Origin of the sequence: Granulicella cerasi (assembly GCF_025685575.1) — a bacterium.
In the GTDB taxonomy this organism is placed as follows: domain Bacteria; phylum Acidobacteriota; class Terriglobia; order Terriglobales; family Acidobacteriaceae; genus Granulicella; species Granulicella cerasi.
In genome coordinates, this window is record NZ_JAGSYD010000002.1 from 686,096 (window position 1) to 705,394 (window position 19,299).

Below are 19,299 nucleotides of genomic sequence, written 5' to 3' on the forward strand. Positions count from 1 at the left end.
ACCCGAACGCCACGCGCACCTGACATACTAGGATCACTCCAGCTTCAACGAGGGATTTCTCAGTATGCAAAGACTGCGCGTGGCGTTTCTGCTTGCGGCCCTGGCCGCTCCCGTTGCCTATAGCCAAACCGCTCCTGTGTTCGGCTACAAGGACTTCACCCAGCAGTCCAAGTGGGACTCGGCCTTCATGAAGGTGCCGGACGCCGCACTCGCTGGCGCGCACCTCAAGGAGCTGACGAAGGCTCCTCACTGGGCCTCGTCCCCCGAGGACAAAGAGACCGCCGACTATGTGGCCGCGAAGTTCCGTGCCGCCGGCCTCAAGACCGAGATCGTTCCCTACCGCGTGTGGCTGAACAAGCCGGTGAAGATTGAGATCACCGCGACCGACGCCAATGGCAAGCAGTTGATGAGCGGTCCCACGCCCGAGCACGTCGACGCCGCTTTCGGCGGCGACCCCTATCAGGATGATCCGCGCGTGTTGCCCGCGTTCAATGGCTCCGCGCCTTCGGGCGACGTAACCGCCGAGGCCGTCTACGCGAACTATGGCACCTTTGAGGACTTCAAGCGCCTCAAGGAGATGGGTGTCGACGTCAAGGGCAAGATCGTCATCGTGCGCTACGGCGCAAACTTCCGCGGCATCAAGAGCTACATCGCGCAGCAGTACGGCGCGGCAGGCGTCATCATCTACTCCGACCCCGCCGATGACGGCTACGTGCGCGGAGATATGTATCCGCGTGGCGCGTATCACCCTGAGACGGCCGTACAGCGCGGCTCCGTGCAGTTCCTGCCCATCTATCCGGGCGATCCGTCATCGCCGGGTGAGTCGGCCACGGTGAACCTGCCTGACTCCAAGCGCGTGATGGATCCGGCTAAGCAGAACCAGCCGTCGATCCCCGTGAACCCGCTGTCGTACAAGGACACCGCGCCGATCCTCGCAGCGATGGAAGGCAAGAACGTACCGAAGGAGTGGCAGGGCGGCCTGCCCTTCGCCTACCACCTCGGCGGCACCGGCAGCGTGAAGGTGCACATGCACCTTGAGCAGGACTACAAGCTGCGCACGATCTGGGATGTTATCGGCACGATCGAAGGCACGGACAAGGCGCAGAAGGATGCATGGGTCATCGCGGGCAATCATCGCGATGCGTGGGTCTATGGCGCGGTCGACCCGAACTCCGGCACGGCCGCGATGCTCGAGAGCGTCCACGGCCTCGGCGAACTGCTGAAGCAGGGCTGGAAGCCGAAGCGCACGATCGTCGTTGCCAGCTGGGACGCCGAGGAAGAAGGCCTGATCGGCTCGACCGAGTGGGCTGAAGGCCACACCAAGGAACTCTCCAAGGCAGTCGCCTACTTCAACGTAGACGTCGGTGTCTCCGGACCGAACTTCGGCGCATCGTCGGTGCCTTCGCTGATGGACTTCGTCCGCGATGTGGCACGCCAGGTGCCTTCGCCGAAGGGCGGCACGGTGTACTCACAGTGGAAGGGCGGCGATGACGAAGAGGCGCCGCGCAAGAAGCCAGACTTCGGTGATCCGCACGCCACGCCGACCTTTGCGTCGAGCAAGAGCGACGAGGTTCACGTCGGTGTGCTCGGCTCCGGCTCGGACTACACGCCCTTCATCCAGCACCTTGGCGTGCCTTCGACCGACATCGGCTCGCACGGCCCGTACGGCGTCTATCACTCGGTCTTCGACAACTACAACTGGTTCATCAAGAACGCTGACCCGACCTTCGCGTATCTGAAGGAGATGTCGCAGGTCTTCGGCCTCGAACTGCTCCACATGGCCGATGCCGATGTACTGCCCTACGACTATCGCCTCTACGGCAAGGACGTCGCCGGCTACATCGAAAAGCAGCAGAAGCGGGCCGACAAGCTCGGCATGAAGCTAAACTGGTCGGCGCTCGACGATGCCTCTTCGAAGTTCGCAGCGGCGGGCAACGCGGTCTACGCGGTGCAGACCGGCGCGGTGAACGCCGATGCCAGGCAGGCCAAGCTGAACGCGGCGTTGCGCGATGCAGAGTCGGCGCTGCTCAGCGAACAGGGCTTGCCGAAGCGACCGTTCTACAAGCACCTCATCTACGCTCCGGGCGAATTCACCGGCTATGCAGCGGTGGTGATTCCGGGCGTGACCGAAGGCATCGACGCGAAGGACGAAGCACGCACGCAGGCGCAGATCGATGCGCTGGCAGCGGCGTTGAACAAGTCAGCAGCAATCCTCGACGCAGCAGCAAAGTAGCCTACAAGAACAGAAGAGGCGTGGCTTAGGCCACGCCCCTTCTGTCTTTGCAAGAGATCTTCGTGCGAAGCAGCGAAGCGCTATGCCAGGTGATCTCGATCGGAGCGTCGACCTCGGGGCTCAAGCTGCGATGCACCGGGCAGGTGTGCGCGGCGCGCTCGAGCTTGATGCGGTTCTGCTCATCCACAGGCTTGGTAATGTTCACGGTCACGGCCAGACGCGCAATCTTGCGCGGAGGCGCCGCCGTCATCTCTTTCGTCACCGAGGCCGTGGCACCGTCGATGTCGATGCCCAGCGTGCGCGCCTGAATCGCCATCGTCGTCAGGATGCAGCTTGCCAGCCCCGTGGCCACCAGATCGGTCGGCGAGAAGCTCTCGCCGAGTCCTTGGTTGTCCTTCGGCGCGTCCGTGAACAGCACCGTCCCGGAAGGCTCGTGCACGGTCTTGCAATGCAGTTGACCTTCATACTCCAGTGAAATCTTGACCATTGTTTCCTCTTAAGCAATCGCCACAGGGCGAGTCTTCTCAGGGTCCGGCTTGGCGAGCTCTTCCTTCACCTTCGGCGGACCAATCTTCTTCTCGTACGAGCAGTCAGGCGCGGTCTGTACGACCTCAGCTTCGCCCTTCTTCGCGCGGCGCTTCGGCATCTTCTCCGAGTTGTTCGGGCAGACGAGGAACGTGCCCTCCGCGTTCGACACCTCGACGAGATACGCTGATTCGCACTTCGGACAGGTCTCGTTCACCAGCTTCTGGTTGCTCGTGAAGTCGCACTTTGGATACCGCGTGCAGCCGTAGAACGTATCGCCGCGGCGGTTCTTGCGCACCGCCACTTCGCTGCCGCACTTCGGGCAAGGCACGTCAAGCAGCTCCTGCTTCACGTACTTGCACTTGGGGTAACCCGAGCAGGCGATGAACTCGCCGTACTGACCATCACGCTGCAGCAGCGGCTTGCCGCACTTCGGGCACGGCTCCTCCAACTGCACCGGAGGCTTCGACTGCACCTTCTGCGTCAGCTTGCGGATCGTCTTGCACGGCGGATCTTCGTTGTAACCGGGGCACGCCATGAACGGTCCCCAGGGTCCATTGCGGAGCACCATCGTGCGTCCGCAGTTGTCGCACGCCTCATCTTCCTGCTCGTCGGCAGCGTCTGCGCCCGGCACCGTTAGGTCGGGCTTCGCCTCGACATTCTCCTTCGTGAAGTCGCAGCTGTCAGGGTCGACGACGACCTTCTTCCACTGCTTCACTGCGGCCTTCAGTTCCGCTTCGAGCTTCTTCGGGTCCCCCACCGGAACCTCGTGCTCGCGACCGGCATCATCCACGCCGCGGACGATCAGGTCCATCGGCCCGAACTTGTCGTGCACCTTCTTCAGTACGGCCTTCGCGTCCTTCTTCAACGCCGCCGCGCTTACAGCGACAGGCTTTTCCTTGGTGAAGTTCGAGCACGAATAGAACGAGCCGAACTTGCCCCACTTCAGAATCAACGGCGCGCCGCACTTCTCGCAGACTTCTGCGGAAGGCTTCTCCCAGGCCTTGATGTCTTCCATCTCGTTTTCGGCAACCTTGAGTTCCTTCTCAAGATGCTCGTAGAAGCCGCCCAGCAGCGCGGTCCACTTCTCGTTGCCAGCTTCCACGGCGTCGAGCTCGTTCTCGAGATCGGCCGTGTACTCCACCTTGAAGATGTACGGGAAGTTCTTCACCAGCAGATCGGTGACGACCATGCCGATCTCCGTCGGCACGAGCTTCGCGCGAATCTTCTTGACGTAGTCGCGCTCCTGAATCGTGTTGATAATCGACGCGTACGTGGAAGGACGGCCGATGCCGTTCTCTTCCAGCGTCTTCACCAACGACGCTTCGTTGAAGCGCGGTGGCGGCTGCGTGAACTTCTGCTGCGCGTCGATCGACTGCTTCTTCAGCGCAGCCCCCTGCTCCAGCGCAGGCAGACGACGGTCCGCCGCGCCTTCATCGCTGGTGGCGTCCTTGGCGGCTTCGGCCTCTGCTTCAGCATCGGCGGCGTTCTCTGCGGCCTTCGCTTCGAGCTTTGCAGCAGCGGCATCCGCACGCGCGGCCTTCGCTTTCTTGTTCTCTTCGTCGTACCAGAGATAGCCCGCAAACTTCAGCACCGAACCTGTCGTGCGGAAGTCATAGCTCATGTCGGCCTTGGCCTGAATGTCTACGGTCGTCTGATCGAAAACCGCAGGCACCATCTGGCTCGTGACCGCGCGCTCCCAGATCAGCGAGTACAAGCGGAACTGCTCATCGCTGAGATACTTCCGCACAAACTCGGGCGTGTACGCCACGCTCGTCGGACGAATCGCTTCGTGCGCGTCCTGCGCGTCCTTCTTCGACGCGTAGGTGTTCGGCGTCGCCGGAATGTACTGGTCGCCAAGCTGTTTACGCACATGCTCGCGGATCGCATCTACCGCATCCGGGCTCATACGCGTGGAGTCAGTACGCATGTAGGTGATGAGGCCGACCGTGCCTTCCGGCCCGAGCTCAATGCCTTCATATAAACGCTGCGCCACGCCCATGGTGCGGCGCACGCCAAAGCCCAGGCGCCCCGCGGCCTGCTGCTGCAACTGCGAGGTCGTAAAAGGCGCCTTCGGCTTGCGGCGCACTTCCTTCTTTTCGACCGAGCGCACGCTCCACTTGGCGCGCTCAAGCTGCGCAAGCACCTCGTCCACTGCGCCCTTGTCGGGCAGCGCGTTGGCGATGTACTTGCCCGCCTCCGAGCGGTCTTCCACACGCACCGGCTGGCCGGAGACACCCACCATACGCGCCGTGAACTCGCTGCCACCTGCTTGCGGCGTCAACACCGCATCTATATTCCAGTACTCGGTCTCGGGGAACGCCGCGATCGCGCGTTCGCGCTCCACGATCAGACGCAGCGCCACCGTCTGCACGCGGCCTGCGGAGAGTCCACGCTTCACCTTGTCCCAGAGCAGCGGGGAGATCTGATAGCCCACCAGACGATCGAGCACACGACGCGTCTGCTGCGCGTCCACGCGGTTCTCGTCCACGTCGCGAACGTGCTTGAAAGCCTCGTTCACGGCCTTCTTAGTAATTTCGTTAAAGGTGACGCGCTTCACCGGCACGTTCTTCTTCACCGCCGGCAGAAGCTGCATCTTCAGATGCGCGGCAATCGCCTCGCCTTCGCGGTCAGGATCGGGCGCCAGAAAGACGGCGTCGGACTTCGCCGCCAGCTTCTTCAGGCGGTCTACAACCTTTTCTTTGCCCGGCGACACGATCAGCGTCGGCTCAAAGGTGCGGCGCTTCAACTCCACGCCAATGTCGTTCTTGGGCAGGTCCATGATGTGGCCTACCGAGGCCTCCACCACATAATCGCTGCCGAGATATTTGCCGATCGTTTTCGCCTTTGCCGGCGACTCTACGATGACCAGATTCTTTGCCATGTGCTTCCCTCTACTACCTGCGGCCTGCGCCGCTTCCACTAAGCCCGTAGCCCGTTTGCAAGCCACAAACCCGTCGTTGACACCCTCTGTTCCGGCTCACCTGCCACCGAAACCGGCCAATGAGATAGGAAACTAACACGGAACGCCGAGGCCAAGTCAAACTTTCCCGGATTCGCCCCGTTTCGCAATCTCTCAGCCGAAGCATCAGACGCAGCGGTTGGGAAATAGTTTCGTCGGAGGGCGATACAACCAAAGCAGCTACTTGCCTTTGGCGCCCGACCACTGAGCGCTGCCATGGTAGGTGTTGGCGAAGAGTTCGAATTTTTCGCCACACATGGTGCATTCAAGGTCGGTGATCAAAATGTCATCGGGCCACGTGTCTGATTGAACGATCTCCTCCAGCGCGACATTATGATCATCGATTACCCGCAGGCTTCCACGTTTGACCATAGCCTCCAGAGCGGCGGCCTTCTGACGATATTCGGCAGGGCCATTCATCTTGAATCCCTGGCACAAGTTTTCACATTGATCACACATCGCTACATCGCCCTCAAATAATTCTTCCCCGGCATCGCTCGCACTTTGCCCGCAAGCTCCAGTTCAAACAGCGCGGTGAAGATCTCGCCGCTCGCCAGCTTGCCCTCCAGCCGCTCGATGAGTTCGTCCAGCTGCGTGGGCTCGTCCGTTTTGAGGGTCGAGAGCACGGCCATCTCGGTTTGTCCGATCTGCACCGCACCTTCCTGACTAAATAAAGAGGGCGCCTCATGCGGTGCACGGTCACGTGCGGACATCTGCGCGTCTTCCAGTTCGATCCGCACCTGCGACGGCAGGTCCTCCCACACGTCCTCCCAGGTAGCAGTCAGCTTCGCACCCTGCTTGATCAGCGTGTTCGGCCCCCAGGAGTTCTTATTCGTCACGTTGCCCGGCACGGCGTAGACGTCGCGCCCCTGGTCCAGCGCGCACCGCGCCGTGATGCGCGTGCCCGAGTGCTCTGCGGCTTCTACCACCAGCACGCCAACGCTCATGCCGCTCAGCGTGCGGTTGCGGATGGGAAAGTTCTGCGGCGCGGGAAACGTGCCAATCGGAAATTCACTCACCAGCGCGCCGTTGTTGGCGACGATCTCCTCCGCGAGCTTCTTGTTTTCCTTCGGGTAGATCACGTCGATGCCTGTGCCCCACACCGCGACCGTCACGCCCTTGGCGTCGAGCGCGCCGCGATGCGCGGCCGTGTCCACACCGCGCGCCATACCGCTGAAGATACCCACACCACGCTGCGCCAACTCGCGGCTCAACATCGTCGCCATGCCCGCGCCGTACGGCGAAGGATGCCGCGTGCCGACCACCGCAATGCCGGGTAGATTCAGCGCCTTCACATTGCCCCGCACCCACAGCATCGCGGGCGGATCATAGATTCCAAGAAGCCCCGCCGGATACTCCTCGTCCTCGGGACAAAGCAGGGAAACGCCAGTCTCCGTAGCGCGCGCCGCTTCGGCAACCGCTGCTGAACGGGCGCGTCCATCGGCGATGAACTGCACGGCCTTTGCGGGCATCCCGCAGCCTTCAAGCTCTGTCAGCGACATCGCAAACACACGATCGGCGCGATCCAACCGCTGCATCACGCGCCCAATGCGCGTCGGCCCCATCTCCGGGCTCAAAGACAAAGCCAACCATGCCAGACGGCGCTCCTCCGCCACGGCAATACTTACCGTTTCCACTCGCTCACCTCTCAACTGCGAATCAGTGCCGACAGAGTAACAGAGGAGCGCGAGGGGACAGGGTTCAGGCGAGAGGGTTTCGCTCAAAGCTCTACACCGATAAACGAATGGGCCTTTCTAACACCCCTTCCCCCAGCCCCTCCCCTCGCTTCAGAGGCGTATCCTCGAAGATGTGCCACTCCGCGTTGCTGCCATCTCGTTCCTGAATCCTGCTCCACTGCTTTACGACTTCGAACACGAGCCGAAAGCCACTGAGCTTCGTAGCCGCTATGACGTCGAGTACACGCTGCCCAGCGAATGCGCGCGTCGCCTGCTCACCGGCGAAGCCGACCTCGGCCTCATCCCCATCGCAGCGCTTACGCCGGAACTGGCCATCATCCCCGGTTGCACCATCGCTTCGCTCGATGAGGTTCGCTCGATCCTGCTGCTGGTGAAGAACCCCGAAGGTCTCGCTGCCGAAGAAGCGCTGCAGCGCGTCAGCACCATCGCCGCCGACGCAGCATCCCGTTCCTCGCAGGCGTATACGCATCTGCTCTTCGAGCTGTGGAACGCCACGCGCCCGGAGTTTGAGGAAGCCTCCGCCGATCCGCTCGCGATGCTCGAACACCACGACGCCGCGCTGCTCATCGGCGACCCTGCACTCTTTGCCCGCGAGCATCGCGATGCCATCGACACCAAGCACGCCGACGACAAACTGCTCTGGCTGGACCTCGCCAGGCTCTGGCGTGATCACACCGGCTTACCGTGGGTCGCCGCGGTCTGGGCGTTCCGCCCGGAAGCGCTCGCGCGTGAAAACATCGCCGCCGCGCAGGTCATCGGAGACCTTATCGACAGCCGCAACGCAGGCATGGCCAACACACCCGCACTGGTGGACGAGTGGTCACCGCGCCTCGGCTTGCCGCGCACCGTCGTGCAGCACTACCTCACGCGCAACATTCACTACGTGCTCGATGACGAATGCCTCGCGACGATCAGGCTCTTCCGCAAGCTCGCAGCCGAGAACGGCACGCTGCCGGAACTCGGTGAGTTGAATATCCTCAAGGCGTAGCAAATTGCGCGCACAGCCGAAAGCGTCTACGCAGCCGACAGCTTCTTACGCTTCAAGTCCTGCGATGTCCTCACCAGCTTCCAGATTCCAATCGCAGTGAACACAACCACCACCACCCAGAACGCCACCAGAATCGTCACGCCCCAGCGCGTCGAGAAGTTCTTCCACACGCCCAGCACGCTGCGCCCGTAGTGCACGCCGAGCCAGATCGCAATCGCGTGGCGCGCGCACCGGCTGATCGTGAACGACGTCATGAACTTCTTACGCGACATATGCGCCGCGCCCGCAGCCAGCACAAACGGCGAGAGCGGCACCGGCGGCGGCAAAATCGCTGGTAGAGCCACCGACAGAATCGCGTGATGCTCCATCCACTCCGTCACCCGCGTAAGGATGTGCTTCGGCACGTGCTTCTCGAGGAATTGCTCTCCGCCCGCCTGCCCCACCGCATGCGAAAGATACCCACCCAACGCCGAGCCCACCGTGGAGATCACCAGCAGCAGCGCCACGTTTGCATGAGCCGCCGCATAGAGCAGCAGCATCACGTCCGTCACGCCGGGAATCGGCAGCGGCACGAACGAGCTATCCACCGCCGCGATGAAGAAAAGCCCCACCAGCCCGAGATGAAACAGGTGCGACATGAAGCCGCCGCTGTTGTCGAACAACAGGATCGCCAAACCAGCGAGGATGGACTGAACACGGAGCATGTAGCTCATGAGACGCAAATGCGGTCCACGAAGTCGCGCGCATTTGCCACAAAATGCACAGGCTGCTGCTCTCGATCCATCTGCCGCAAGCTGGTACACTAGATCGTGTGCCGGGTCCTACGCGACGCGGTCCCGCCAACCCCGCCAGGTCCGGAAGGAAGCAACGGCAACGGGTCACCGCGGGCGCAGTAGGGTAACCCGGCGCATTATCCCCCTTCAAAATTCAACGCATGTGCTCTGGCTCACAAGCTTCGCTTGCGTGCATCCGGTAGAATCCTCTTGGCCCTAGGCATATTGGAGGAACCACCGTTTTGAGTCTGCAGTTGAAGCCCCGCACCACCGTTCGCGCAAAGATCTCGTCCGTAGGAACCTACGTTCCGCCGCGCGTTCTCTCCAACGCGGACCTCGAAAAGATGGTGGACACCAACGATGAGTGGATCACCGAGCGCACCGGCATCAAGACGCGCCACCTCGTCGACAAGGGTGTAGCCACCTCCGACCTCGCCGCAGAAGCCGCAAAGGTCTGCCTCGCCAGACGCGGCATCGACGCTACGGAAGTCGAGGCGATCATCGTCGCCACCGTGACGCCGGACATGGCCTTCCCGGCCACCGCCTGCCTCGTGCAGGACAAGCTCGGCGCCAAGGGCGCATGGGGCTTCGACCTCTCGGCCGCCTGCTCGGGCTTCCCCTACGCTCTGCAGGTTGGCGCAAAGCTCGTCGAAAGCGGCGCGCACAAGAAGGTGCTCGTCATTGGCGCCGACGTCATGAGCTCCATCATCGACTACACCGACCGCACGACCTGCATCATCTTCGGCGACGGCGCGGGCGCCGTGCTGCTTGAGCCCTGCGATGAAGCTGCGGGCGAGGTCGGCCTCATCGACTTTTGGCACGAGGTCGACGGCTCCGGCGCGGTCTCGCTGAACATGCCCGCCGGCGGCTCGCGCAAGCCCGCCTCGCACGAGACGATCGACGCCAAGGAACACTTCGTCCACCAGGACGGCCAGGCTGTCTACAAGTTCGCGGTCCGCAAGATGGCCGAGAGCGCCGAAGGCCTGCTCACGCGGAACGGCCTCACGGGCGCAGAGCTCGGCGCATTCATCCCGCATCAGGCGAACAAGCGCATCATCCTCTCTACAGCTGAGCGCCTCGGCATGGACCTCGAGCGCGTCGTCATCAACATCGACCGCTTCGGCAACACGACCGCCGCAACGATCCCGCTGGCGATCAACACCGCGCTCGAAGAAGGCCGCCTGAAGAAGGGCGATCTCGTCCTGCTCGCGGCCGTCGGCGCAGGCTTTACGGTGGGAGCAACACTGCTGCGCTGGGAGATCTAAAGCTCGACGAAATACGAATGGCCTCACCGTTAACGGTGAGGCCATCTTCTTTGCGCGGAGCACGAACGGGTGCCCCAGGTCTCGAGTTTTGAGACCTGGGTTCGCAGGATTTGTCCACAGATAGCGCTCATCAAGTCGCCACCACCGTGCTGACACACTCGCATTCGGAATCCCTGACACTCTGGTGGAGACATAGCCGTTACCTCAACCGCCAAGCTCACCTCAGGGGCTGAAGCCCCTTGCCTACACAAGAGCGACGGCACGGCTGAAAGCCGTGCCCTACCGTTCGTGCCTCGCCAAGAGTTTAGGTGCATCGTGCGTAGAGTTTCTTCGCTCCAGCGATAGTTTCCGCGCTCCTTCGTAGCTCTTGCATGCAGCCTCCTCGAGCTCGGCATCCGTACGCGGCTTTGTGCGGACGAGTGGGCCGCCACGACTTCGCGTGCACCCTGCAAACCCATGCCTCAAAACGAGACATGGGGCACCCGGTCGTGCGGCTTGCCGCATTTCAGCAGCTCCTCAACGCCTCGGCGCCCACGCGCACCTCACTTCGTCCTAAAATCGAAACCGCAGCTTTAGGAGCACACATGATCTCGCGTAAATACCTGCTTGCCTCCGCGCTCTTCGCGTCGACGGCGCTTGCCCAAACCAACGGCATCAACCTCGAGAACATCGACCACAATGTGAAGCCCGGCGACGACTTCTACCTCTTCGCCAACGGCGAATGGATGAAGAACACGACCATCCCCGCCGACCGCACCTCCGTGGGCAGCTTCACGATCGTCGCGGACAAGACCGACGCGCAGCTGAAACAGATCTTCGCCGACGTCGCCAGCAACCCCGGCGCGGCGAACACCGACACGCGCCGCGTCGCCGACCTCTACGCCGCCTACATGAACGAAGCGGCGATCGAGCAGCACGGCCTCGCGAACCTCAAGCCGATGCTCGCCGTCATCGACAAGATCGCCGACAAGAAGGAACTCTCCGCCGCGCTTGGCCGCTCGCTGCGCGCGGACGTCGATCCGCTGAACAACACGAACTTCCATACCGCGAACCTCGTCGGCGTTTGGGTCGCGCCGGGCTTCAACGACCCCGACCACTACGCGCCGTACCTGCTCACCGGTGGCGGTCTGTTGCCCGCGCGCGACTACTACCTTGCAGACTCCGAGCACATGAAGCACGTGCGCGAGGTCTACAAGCAACACCTCGCCAAGCTCTTCACGCTCGCCGGGTACAGCGAGCCCGATGCCCGCGCCGTACGCGTGCTCGCGCTCGAAACCGCGATCGCCAAGGTGCAGACCTCACTCGCCGACTCCGAAGACATTCACCACGCAAACAACGTGTGGGCGCAGTCCGACTTCACAGCGAAGGCGCCGGGCATCGACTGGGCAACGTACTTCACCGCCGCAGGACTCGCCAAGCAGTCGAGCTTCTACGTCTGGCAGCCTGCGTCGATGACCGCGAACGCCGCGCTTGTGCAGTCCGAATCGCTCGCCGCGTGGAAGGATCTGCTCGCCGCGCATCTGCTCGATGCGAACTCACTCAGCCTCTCGAAGGCCTTCGCCGATGAGCAGTTCGAGTTCTACGGCAAGACGCTCTCCGGCGCGCAGCAGCAGCGTCCGCGTGAGCAGCGCGGCATCGCGCTCACGAACTCCATCCTCGGCGACGCCGTCGGTCAGATCTACGTGAAGCAGAACTTCTCGCCCGAGGCGAAAGCCCGCGCGCAGGCGATGGTGAACAACCTGCTCGCCGCCTTCCACGCGCGGCTCGAAGCGCTGGACTGGATGACGCCTTCGACGAAGGCCGAAGCGCTGCGCAAGCTCGCCACGCTGCACGTCGGCATTGGCTACCCGGACCACTGGCGCAGCTACGCTGGTCTCGAGATCAAGCCCGACGACCTCGGCGGCAACCTGCGTCGCGCTGCCGTGCATGAGCTGCACTACAGCCTCGGCCGCATCGGCAAGCCGGTGGACCGTGCCGAGTGGTGCATGGAGCCGCAGACCGTCAACGCCGTCAACCTGCCGCTCGACAACGGCCTCAACTTCCCCGCCGCGATTCTGCAGCCGCCGTTCTTCGACGCTAACGCACCCGACGCCGCGAACTACGGAGCGATCGGAACCGTCATCGGCCACGAAATCTCGCACACCTTTGACAGCGAAGGCGCGGCCTTCGACAGCAAGGGCAAAGTGCGCGACTGGTGGACGCCCGCCGACTACGCGCACTTCAAGCAAGTCACCGGCGCACTCGCCGCACAGTTCGACGCGTACGAGCCCTTCCCCGGCGTACACGTCAGCGGCAAGCAGACGCTGGGCGAAGATATCGCCGACCTCGGCGGCGTGGCTGCATCCTTCGATGCCTTCCACGTGGCGCTGAAGAAGAAGCCTGCTGCAAACGTCGGCCCCTACACGCCGGACCAGCAGTTCTTCCTCGCCTTCGGCCAGATCTGGCGCACGAAGATGCGTGAAGCCACCTACCGCGCACGCGTCGTTAGCGACCCGCACGCCCCCGGCCAGTATCGCGCCTCCACCGTCCGCAACTTCGACGCCTGGTATACGCTCTTCGACGTCAAGCCCGGCGAGAAGCTCTACCTCGCGCCCGAGCAACGCGTTCACATCTGGTAAAACAAGAGATCAGAAACGAGAGATCAGAGATCGGTGAATCCCCGCCGCAATCTCTGATCTCTAATCTCTGATTTCTGCCTTATGCGCCACATCCTCGTCGCGATCCAACCCGGCACCGACCCAGTGGTTCCCTTGCCACCGGCGGCCTTCCATCGCACGCTGGAAGAGCCGATCTACTGCCCCAAGTGCGAGGCCACCTACTACCTCACCGGGGATTACGACTGGGTCACCTCGCGCCACTTCGAGGAGGAGTCGCGCCGCTATATCGCGATGCTGAAGAAGGCCATCTTCCTCGAACACGGCACCGACCACCGCACGAAACACTTCGAAACGAATGGCGTCGTCATCGTGCGCCATCAAAAGCCGAAGGAAGAAAAGCTCAACATCCTCGAGATGAAGCCGCTGAACCGCCGGCCAATTTAGAGCTTCGCAAGCAGAGAATTCTCTGCTTATAATCTGCTCATGGCAAACATCTCGATCGCCCTCGAAGATATCCGCCCTCTTACCGACTTCACGCGCAACACCAAGGCGCACATTACCCGCCTGCACAAGACGAAATCCCCGTTAGTACTCACAGTGAATGGCTCTGCATCTGTAGTCGTACAAGATGCAGAAACGTTTCAGGCACAACAGGACCGTCTCGAGCTTCTAGAAGAGGAACGCCGCTTCGTTGCAGCAGTGAATGAGGGATTGACTGCTGTTCGAGAAGGCCGCACGCGTCCTGTGCGCGAAGCTTTCGACGAGATGGAGAAGAAGCTTGGCATACGTCGTTGAGATCACGGCTCCCGCCGAGCGAGATGCGCTTGAATATCATGCTTTTATCCGCGCCAGAAGCCACGATGCGATTCCTGCAGACAGCTGGTTCAAAGGGTTACGCCAAGTTATCGAAGAACTAGCAAACTTCCCCGCGCGCTGCCCTCGCATCCCTGAGCAAGAAGCCTTCGCGGAATTGATGCATCAACAGCTCTACGAGTCACACCTCATCATCTTTGAAATCACTGACGATTGCGTTCGAGTTCTTCGCATCTACCACTCAGCCGCTTCACCATTGCGTACGCTCAAACAACGCCCCGCCCGGCCCAAGAAATAGCCGATAATCGTGCTAAACTTAGGGATTGTGAGCCTTTCTTCCACACTCTCGCCCGAAGCCGAAAACCAGATCGAAAAGCCCCGCCCCAAGGTAGGCTTCATCTCGCTCGGTTGCCCCAAGAACCTCGTTGACTCCGAGGTCATGATGGGCTTGCTCCACTCGGGCGGTGCGGAGATCACTCCCTGCGCTGAAGACGCCGACATCCTCGTCGTCAACACCTGCAGCTTCATCGACTCCGCCAAGCAGGAGTCCGTGGACACGATCCTCGAGATGGTGAACCACAAGGTCGGCCAGGGCGGACGCGCGCAAAAGCTCATCGTCGCCGGCTGCCTCGTCGAGCGCTACCGCGACGAGATTCAGAAGAACATTCCCGAGGTCGATGCCGTCGTCGGCACCGGCGAACTCGAAGCGATCATTGCCGCCGCGGGACTCAAGCGCCCTGCGCCCGCCGAGCTTCCCGCCTCGCCGTTCAACGTGCTCACCACCGCGCAGATCGAGCGCCACGCGTCGGCCGTGAACCAACACTCACGCCCCGAAGGTTCAGGGCCGCAGATCGCGAACGAAACAACCTCGCGCCCAGAAGGCGACGCCCGCGAAGCCGCTGGCCGCTTCTCCCGCGAGAACTGGGACGGCGCCACCGCCGCGCTGCCCACCTACCTCTACACCGCCGACACGCCGCGTATCCTCGCCACGCCCAAGGCCTCGGCATACATCAAGATCGCCGAAGGCTGCGACCACCCGTGCAGCTTCTGCATCATCCCGCAGCTTCGCGGCAAGTTCCGCTCGCGCCCCATTGAGAGCATCGTGCGCGAGGCGCAACAGCTCATCGCGCAGGGCGTGCGCGAGATCACGCTCATTGGCCAGGACACGACCTGCTTCGGCGAAGACCTACCTAAGGACGAGATAACCGGCAAGCGCCCCGAACTCGCCGACCTGCTCGACGCGCTCGCGCCCCTGCCCGGCCTCAAGTGGCTGCGCTTCCTCTACGCGTACCCGAACAAGATCACCACGCGCCTGCTCGAAGCCATCGCGCGCCACGACAACGTCGCTAAGTATCTCGACGTGCCGCTGCAGCACGCCTCCGCCAACGTGCTGCGCCGCATGAAGCGCGGCGGCACCGCCGACCGCTTCCTCCAGATCATCGAGAAGGCGCGCAAGATCGTGCCGAACCTCGTGCTGCGCACCAGCTTCATCGTCGGCTTCCCCGGCGAAACCGAAGAAGACTTTGAAGAGCTCTGCGCCTTCGTGACCGCGGCAAAGCTCGACTGGCTCGGCGTCTTCAGCTACTCAGACGAAGAGGGCGCTGGCGCATTCGACCTCGACCAGAAGGTGCCGAAGCGCACCATCGAAGCGCGCCGACGCAAACTCATGCGCCTGCAGAACAAAATCAGCCGCAACGCGCGTAAGGCGTGGATCGGCCGCGTGGTCGACGTGCTCGTCGAAGGCGAAAGCGAAGAGACTGAACTCCTCTGGCAAGGCCGCTCGCTCGACATGGCCCCGGAGATCGACGGCAAGGTCCTCATCAACGACTTCGGCCCCCACGAAGCGCTCGTCCCGGGCACCTTCTACCGCGCCGAGATTACCGAAGCGCATGACTACGACGTGGTGGCAACGATCCTCGAGTAAGATCGTCGGATGCCCCATAAGAAAGCTCGGATTTGCACTGTATCCGCTATTAGCGTCGCGGATGCAACACTTCAACATTTCTTCAAAGTGCGCTCCTTCCGTTTAGGCAAGACCGCCTATCTTGCGAAACAAGCTCATTACTACGACACAGTTTTGACGCGCCATAGCTGGATAACGTCATTCTTGATCGCTTTCGTAGGCATCACCGTGATTGTCCTTGCTTATGAAGTAATCTCAAGCTTGCTATCACGCCCTGAAGCGACTTAAGGTTGCATCTTTGATTTAGCGGCGATCATCTCCTCTCTTGAAGGAGAACTTATGGATCTGCAACTCAAAGGCCGCACCGCCATTGTCACCGGCGGCTCTGCTGGCATTGGCCTCGCCATCACCAAGTCGCTCGCCGCCGAAGGCGTGATCGTCACCGTCCCCGGCCGCTCGAAGGAGAAGCTCGACGCGGCGCTCGCGGGCATTCCGAACGTGCAGCCGATCGTCGCCGACGTGGCCACCGCCGAAGGGTGCGAGGCCCTCATCGCCGCCGTGCCAAACACCAACATCCTCATCAACAACCTCGGCATCTACGAAGCCAAAGAGTTCGCCAACATCACCGACGCCGACTGGCTGAAGCTCTTCGAGGTGAACGTGATGAGCGGCGTGCGCCTGTCGCGCCACTACTTCCCGCTGATGCTCGCCAAGAATGACGGACGCATCATCTTCATCTCGTCGGAGTCTGGTGTGAAGACGCAGGCCGACATGATCCACTACGGCGTGACGAAGTCCGCACAGCTCGCTGTCTCGCGCGGCCTCGCTGAAGCCACCAAGGGCACGCGCGTCACCGTGAACAGCATTCTCCCCGGCCCTACGCGCTCCGAAGGCATCGTTGGCTTCCTGCAGGGACTCTTCCCCGGCGAAAACCTTACAGACGCACAGGCCGAGCAAAAGTTCTTCGAGGTCTATCGCAACAGCTCGCTGCTGCAGCGCCTCATTGAAAGCGAAGAGGTCGCAAGCCTCGTCGCCTACGTCGCCAGCCCGCTTTCATCGGCCACCAACGGCGCAGCATTGCGTGTCGAAGGCGGCCTCGTAAGCACTATGATTTAGCTGGAGTCGCGCATTATGACCAAAGCTATCTTCTGTCCCACCTGCAAGACGACCGTGCTTGCCGAAAACGAAAACTTCCCGTTCTGCAGCGATCGCTGCCGTCTGCTTGACCTTGGCGCCTGGGCCTCGGGCGACTACAAGATCAGCTCGCCGATCCTTGATCCCGAGCTTCTCGAGGAAGTCGAGCAGTCGCAACTGCTTGCCGAAGCCCGCAACAACGAAGACCGCTGGAAGCACTAATGCGAAACGGCCGCGCCCTTATGGGACGCGGCCGTTTTGCGGGCTCGCTTACTTCATGTGCTCTGGCGCGAGCCCACGCTCTTCGAGCATCGGCTCCACGTCAGGATGTCCGCCCATCCAGCGGTCGTACATCGTCTGCAGGTCTTCCGTGTTGCCGCGCGAAAGCACCATGCTACGGAAGCGATCACCGTTCGCGCGCGTCATGCCACCATGCTGCTCGAACCAGTGGAACGCCGCATCGTCCAGCATCTCGCTCCAAAGATACGCGTAGTAGCCGGCCGCATAGCCATTCGACCAGATGTGCTGGAAGTAGCTGGTGCGGTAGCGCGTCGGCACCTTCGCCATGTTCATCTTCACGCGCTCCAGCGCTGACTTCTCGAACGCATCCACATCCTTCACGTCAGCATTAGCGCCGATCAGGTGCCACTGCATATCGAGTTGCGCAGCCGTCAACAGCTCGCCAAAGATGTAGCCCTCGTTGAACTTCGAAGCAGCATCGATCTTCTTCTTCAACTCCGCAGGCATCGGCTCGCCGGTCTTGTAATGCTTGGCGTAGTGCGCAAACACCGTCGGCTCGCTCGCCCAATGCTCATTGAACTGCGACGGGAACTCTACGAAGTCACGCGGCACGCTCGTGCCAGACAACGACGCATACTCGCTGTTGGCAAACATGCCATGCAACGCGTGGCCGAACTCATGGAACAACGTGCGTACGCCGTCGAAATCAATCAACGCAGGCTCACCCGAAGCAGGCGCCGGAAGGTTCAGCGTGTTCTTCACGACGGGCAGCGTCCCCATCAACTTAGACTGCCCGACGAAGCTGCTCATCCATGCGCCACCACGCTTGTTGTCGCGCGCAAAGTAGTCGCCATAGAACAACGCCAGCGGCTTGCCGTTCGCATCGAAGACCTCCCACACACGGATCTCCGGACGATACACCGGGATGTCCTTGCGCTCCTTGAAGGAGAGGCCGTACATCTGGTGCGCGGCGTAGAAGACGCCGTCCTCGATCACGCGGTTCAACTCGAAGTAAGGCTTCACCTGCGACGAGTCGAAATCGTACTTCGCCTTGCGCACCTGCTCCGAGTAGAACTCCCAGTCCCACGGCTCAAGCTCAAAGCCCGTACCCTGCTTGTTGATTTCATCCTGCAATACCTGCGCTTCGCCATCGGCCTTTGCGACCGTTGCGGGGACGAGGTCGTTCATGAACTTCAATGCATTCGCAGGCGTCTTCGCCATCTGGTCCTGCAGCGTCCACGATGCAAAGTTGTCGAAGCCCAGCAGCTTTGCCTTCTCCGCCCGCAGCTTTGCGATGCGAAGCACGGTCGCTCGCGTGTCATCGTCATTGCCGCGCTCGTTGCGCAGCCATGAGTTCTCGAAAATTTGCTGGCGCGTCGCGCGGTCGGTCAACTCCGCAAGATCAGGCTGCTGCGTGGTGTTTTGCAGCGGCACCACATAGCCGCTCACGCCGCGGGCCTTCGCCGCCGTCTGCGCTGCTGCAAGCTGCGATGCGCTCATGCCTGCCAATGGCTTCGCATCTTCGACGTGCAGCGCTCCGTTCTTCGTACCGCCCAGCAGCTTCTTCGTAAACGTCGTCGATAGCACCGAGAGCTCTTCGTTCAGCTTCTTCAGCTTCGCTTTATCGGCTTCGCTCAGGCGCGCGCCGGCCTTTACGAAGCGGTCATGCGTGATCGTCAACAAGCGGTCCTGTTCTGAAGTCAGATGCAGCTTCGCTCGCTCGTTGTAGAGCGTCTCCACACGCGCGAACAGCTTCGTATTCAGCACCGTTGCATCGCTGAGCGCTGCGAGTTTCGGAGCCTCTTCGCGCTCCAACGCCTGCAACGTAGGATTCGTGTTCGAACCCGCGAGGTCCGAGAACACCGCCTGCACACGCGACAACAAACGTCCGCTCTTTTCGAGTGCAATCATCGTGTTTTCAAATGTCGGCGCGGCGGGATCGTTCGCAATGGCTTCGACCTCTTTGCGCTTCTCCGCGATGCCAGCATCGAACGCCGGAGCGAAGTCGTCGTCGTGAATCTTGTCGAACGGCGGCGCCTGAAACGGCAGCGAACTCTTCGCGTAAAAGGGGTTTGCGGGGCCAAACGGCTTTGCCTCACCATGCGCTACAACACTCGTGCTCATCGCGACTAATACTCCCAACGTCCGTAGACTCTTCATGCAGCTAGT

16 protein-coding genes and 1 other RNA gene are annotated in these 19,299 nt (G+C 61.7%); 11 read left to right on the forward strand and 6 right to left on the reverse strand.

Features of this window, described 5'->3' with window-relative positions; genetic code table 11:
- The first annotated feature begins 64 nt into the window (after positions 1–64).
- Complete coding sequence (locus OHL11_RS08415) at positions 65–2,233, forward strand: M28 family metallopeptidase (RefSeq protein WP_263371041.1); 2,169 nt, start codon at positions 65–67, stop codon at positions 2,231–2,233.
- A gap of 25 nt (positions 2,234–2,258) precedes the next feature.
- On the opposite strand, the gene OHL11_RS08420 is transcribed toward OHL11_RS08415, so the two are convergent.
- The 4 genes from OHL11_RS08420 to dprA form a co-directional block, all read right to left on the reverse strand.
- The gene (locus tag OHL11_RS08420; RefSeq protein WP_263371042.1) at positions 2,259–2,720 is read right to left on the reverse strand and encodes an OsmC family protein; all 462 of its coding nucleotides are present in this window, start codon (positions 2,718–2,720) and stop codon (positions 2,259–2,261) included.
- Positions 2,721–2,729: 9 nt separating this feature from the next.
- Positions 2,730–5,642: a type I DNA topoisomerase gene (topA, locus tag OHL11_RS08425; RefSeq protein ID WP_263371043.1), complete on the reverse strand. Its 2,913-nt coding sequence runs from the start codon at positions 5,640–5,642 to the stop codon at positions 2,730–2,732.
- Between the two features lie 258 nt (positions 5,643–5,900).
- Positions 5,901–6,140: a hypothetical protein gene (locus tag OHL11_RS08430; RefSeq protein WP_263371044.1), complete on the reverse strand. Its 240-nt coding sequence runs from the start codon at positions 6,138–6,140 to the stop codon at positions 5,901–5,903.
- A 41-nt stretch (positions 6,141–6,181) separates the two neighbouring features.
- Positions 6,182–7,357, reverse strand: coding sequence for a DNA-processing protein DprA (gene dprA, locus OHL11_RS08435; RefSeq protein WP_263371045.1), 1,176 nt, complete (start codon positions 7,355–7,357; stop codon positions 6,182–6,184).
- Positions 7,358–7,529: 172 nt separating this feature from the next.
- Here dprA and OHL11_RS08440 point away from each other — a divergent pair, with 172 nt between their 5' ends.
- Positions 7,530–8,405: a menaquinone biosynthetic enzyme MqnA/MqnD family protein gene (locus OHL11_RS08440; protein ID WP_263371046.1), complete on the forward strand. Its 876-nt coding sequence runs from the start codon at positions 7,530–7,532 to the stop codon at positions 8,403–8,405.
- 26 nt (positions 8,406–8,431) lie between these two features.
- On the opposite strand, the gene OHL11_RS08445 is transcribed toward OHL11_RS08440, so the two are convergent.
- On the reverse strand, positions 8,432–9,118 hold the full coding sequence (locus tag OHL11_RS08445; protein ID WP_263371047.1) for a YqaA family protein: 687 nt from the start codon (positions 9,116–9,118) through the stop codon (positions 8,432–8,434).
- Between the two features lie 99 nt (positions 9,119–9,217).
- On the opposite strand from OHL11_RS08445, the gene ffs reads away from it, so the two are divergent.
- The 9 genes from ffs (at position 9,218) to OHL11_RS08490 (ending at position 17,112) form a co-directional block, all read left to right on the forward strand.
- An RNA gene (gene ffs / locus OHL11_RS08450) (signal recognition particle sRNA small type) lies at positions 9,218–9,316 on the forward strand.
- A 104-nt stretch (positions 9,317–9,420) separates the two neighbouring features.
- Positions 9,421–10,443 carry a beta-ketoacyl-ACP synthase III gene (locus tag OHL11_RS08455; RefSeq protein WP_263371048.1) on the forward strand — a complete coding sequence of 341 codons (1,023 nt, stop codon included), beginning with the start codon at positions 9,421–9,423 and terminating at the stop codon, positions 10,441–10,443.
- Positions 10,444–11,027: 584 nt separating this feature from the next.
- On the forward strand, positions 11,028–13,061 hold the full coding sequence (locus OHL11_RS08460) for a M13 family metallopeptidase (RefSeq protein WP_263371049.1): 2,034 nt from the start codon (positions 11,028–11,030) through the stop codon (positions 13,059–13,061).
- 81 nt (positions 13,062–13,142) lie between these two features.
- A complete protein-coding gene (locus OHL11_RS08465; protein WP_263371050.1) occupies positions 13,143–13,484 on the forward strand; it encodes a hypothetical protein in 342 nt (113 codons plus the stop codon).
- Positions 13,485–13,523: 39 nt separating this feature from the next.
- The gene (locus OHL11_RS08470; RefSeq protein WP_263371051.1) at positions 13,524–13,835 is read left to right on the forward strand and encodes a type II toxin-antitoxin system Phd/YefM family antitoxin; all 312 of its coding nucleotides are present in this window, start codon (positions 13,524–13,526) and stop codon (positions 13,833–13,835) included.
- Positions 13,819–14,151, forward strand: a complete 333-nt coding sequence (locus OHL11_RS08475) for a type II toxin-antitoxin system RelE/ParE family toxin (RefSeq protein WP_263371052.1) — start codon at positions 13,819–13,821, stop codon at positions 14,149–14,151. The genes OHL11_RS08470 and OHL11_RS08475 overlap by 17 nt, the downstream gene beginning before the upstream one ends.
- Positions 14,152–14,178: 27 nt before the next feature.
- Positions 14,179–15,777, forward strand: coding sequence for a 30S ribosomal protein S12 methylthiotransferase RimO (gene rimO / locus OHL11_RS08480; protein WP_263371053.1), 1,599 nt, complete (start codon positions 14,179–14,181; stop codon positions 15,775–15,777).
- Between the two features lie 318 nt (positions 15,778–16,095).
- A complete protein-coding gene (locus OHL11_RS08485; RefSeq protein WP_263371054.1) occupies positions 16,096–16,872 on the forward strand; it encodes an SDR family NAD(P)-dependent oxidoreductase in 777 nt (258 codons plus the stop codon).
- 15 nt (positions 16,873–16,887) lie between these two features.
- Positions 16,888–17,112, forward strand: coding sequence for a DNA gyrase inhibitor YacG (locus tag OHL11_RS08490; RefSeq protein WP_263371055.1), 225 nt, complete (start codon positions 16,888–16,890; stop codon positions 17,110–17,112).
- Between the two features lie 48 nt (positions 17,113–17,160).
- Here the strand turns inward: OHL11_RS08490 and OHL11_RS08495 are convergent, their stop codons facing one another.
- Entirely contained in the window at positions 17,161–19,254 is a 2,094-nt protein-coding gene (locus OHL11_RS08495) for a M3 family metallopeptidase (RefSeq protein ID WP_263371056.1), read from the reverse strand.
- Between the last annotated feature and the right edge of the window lie 45 nt (positions 19,255–19,299).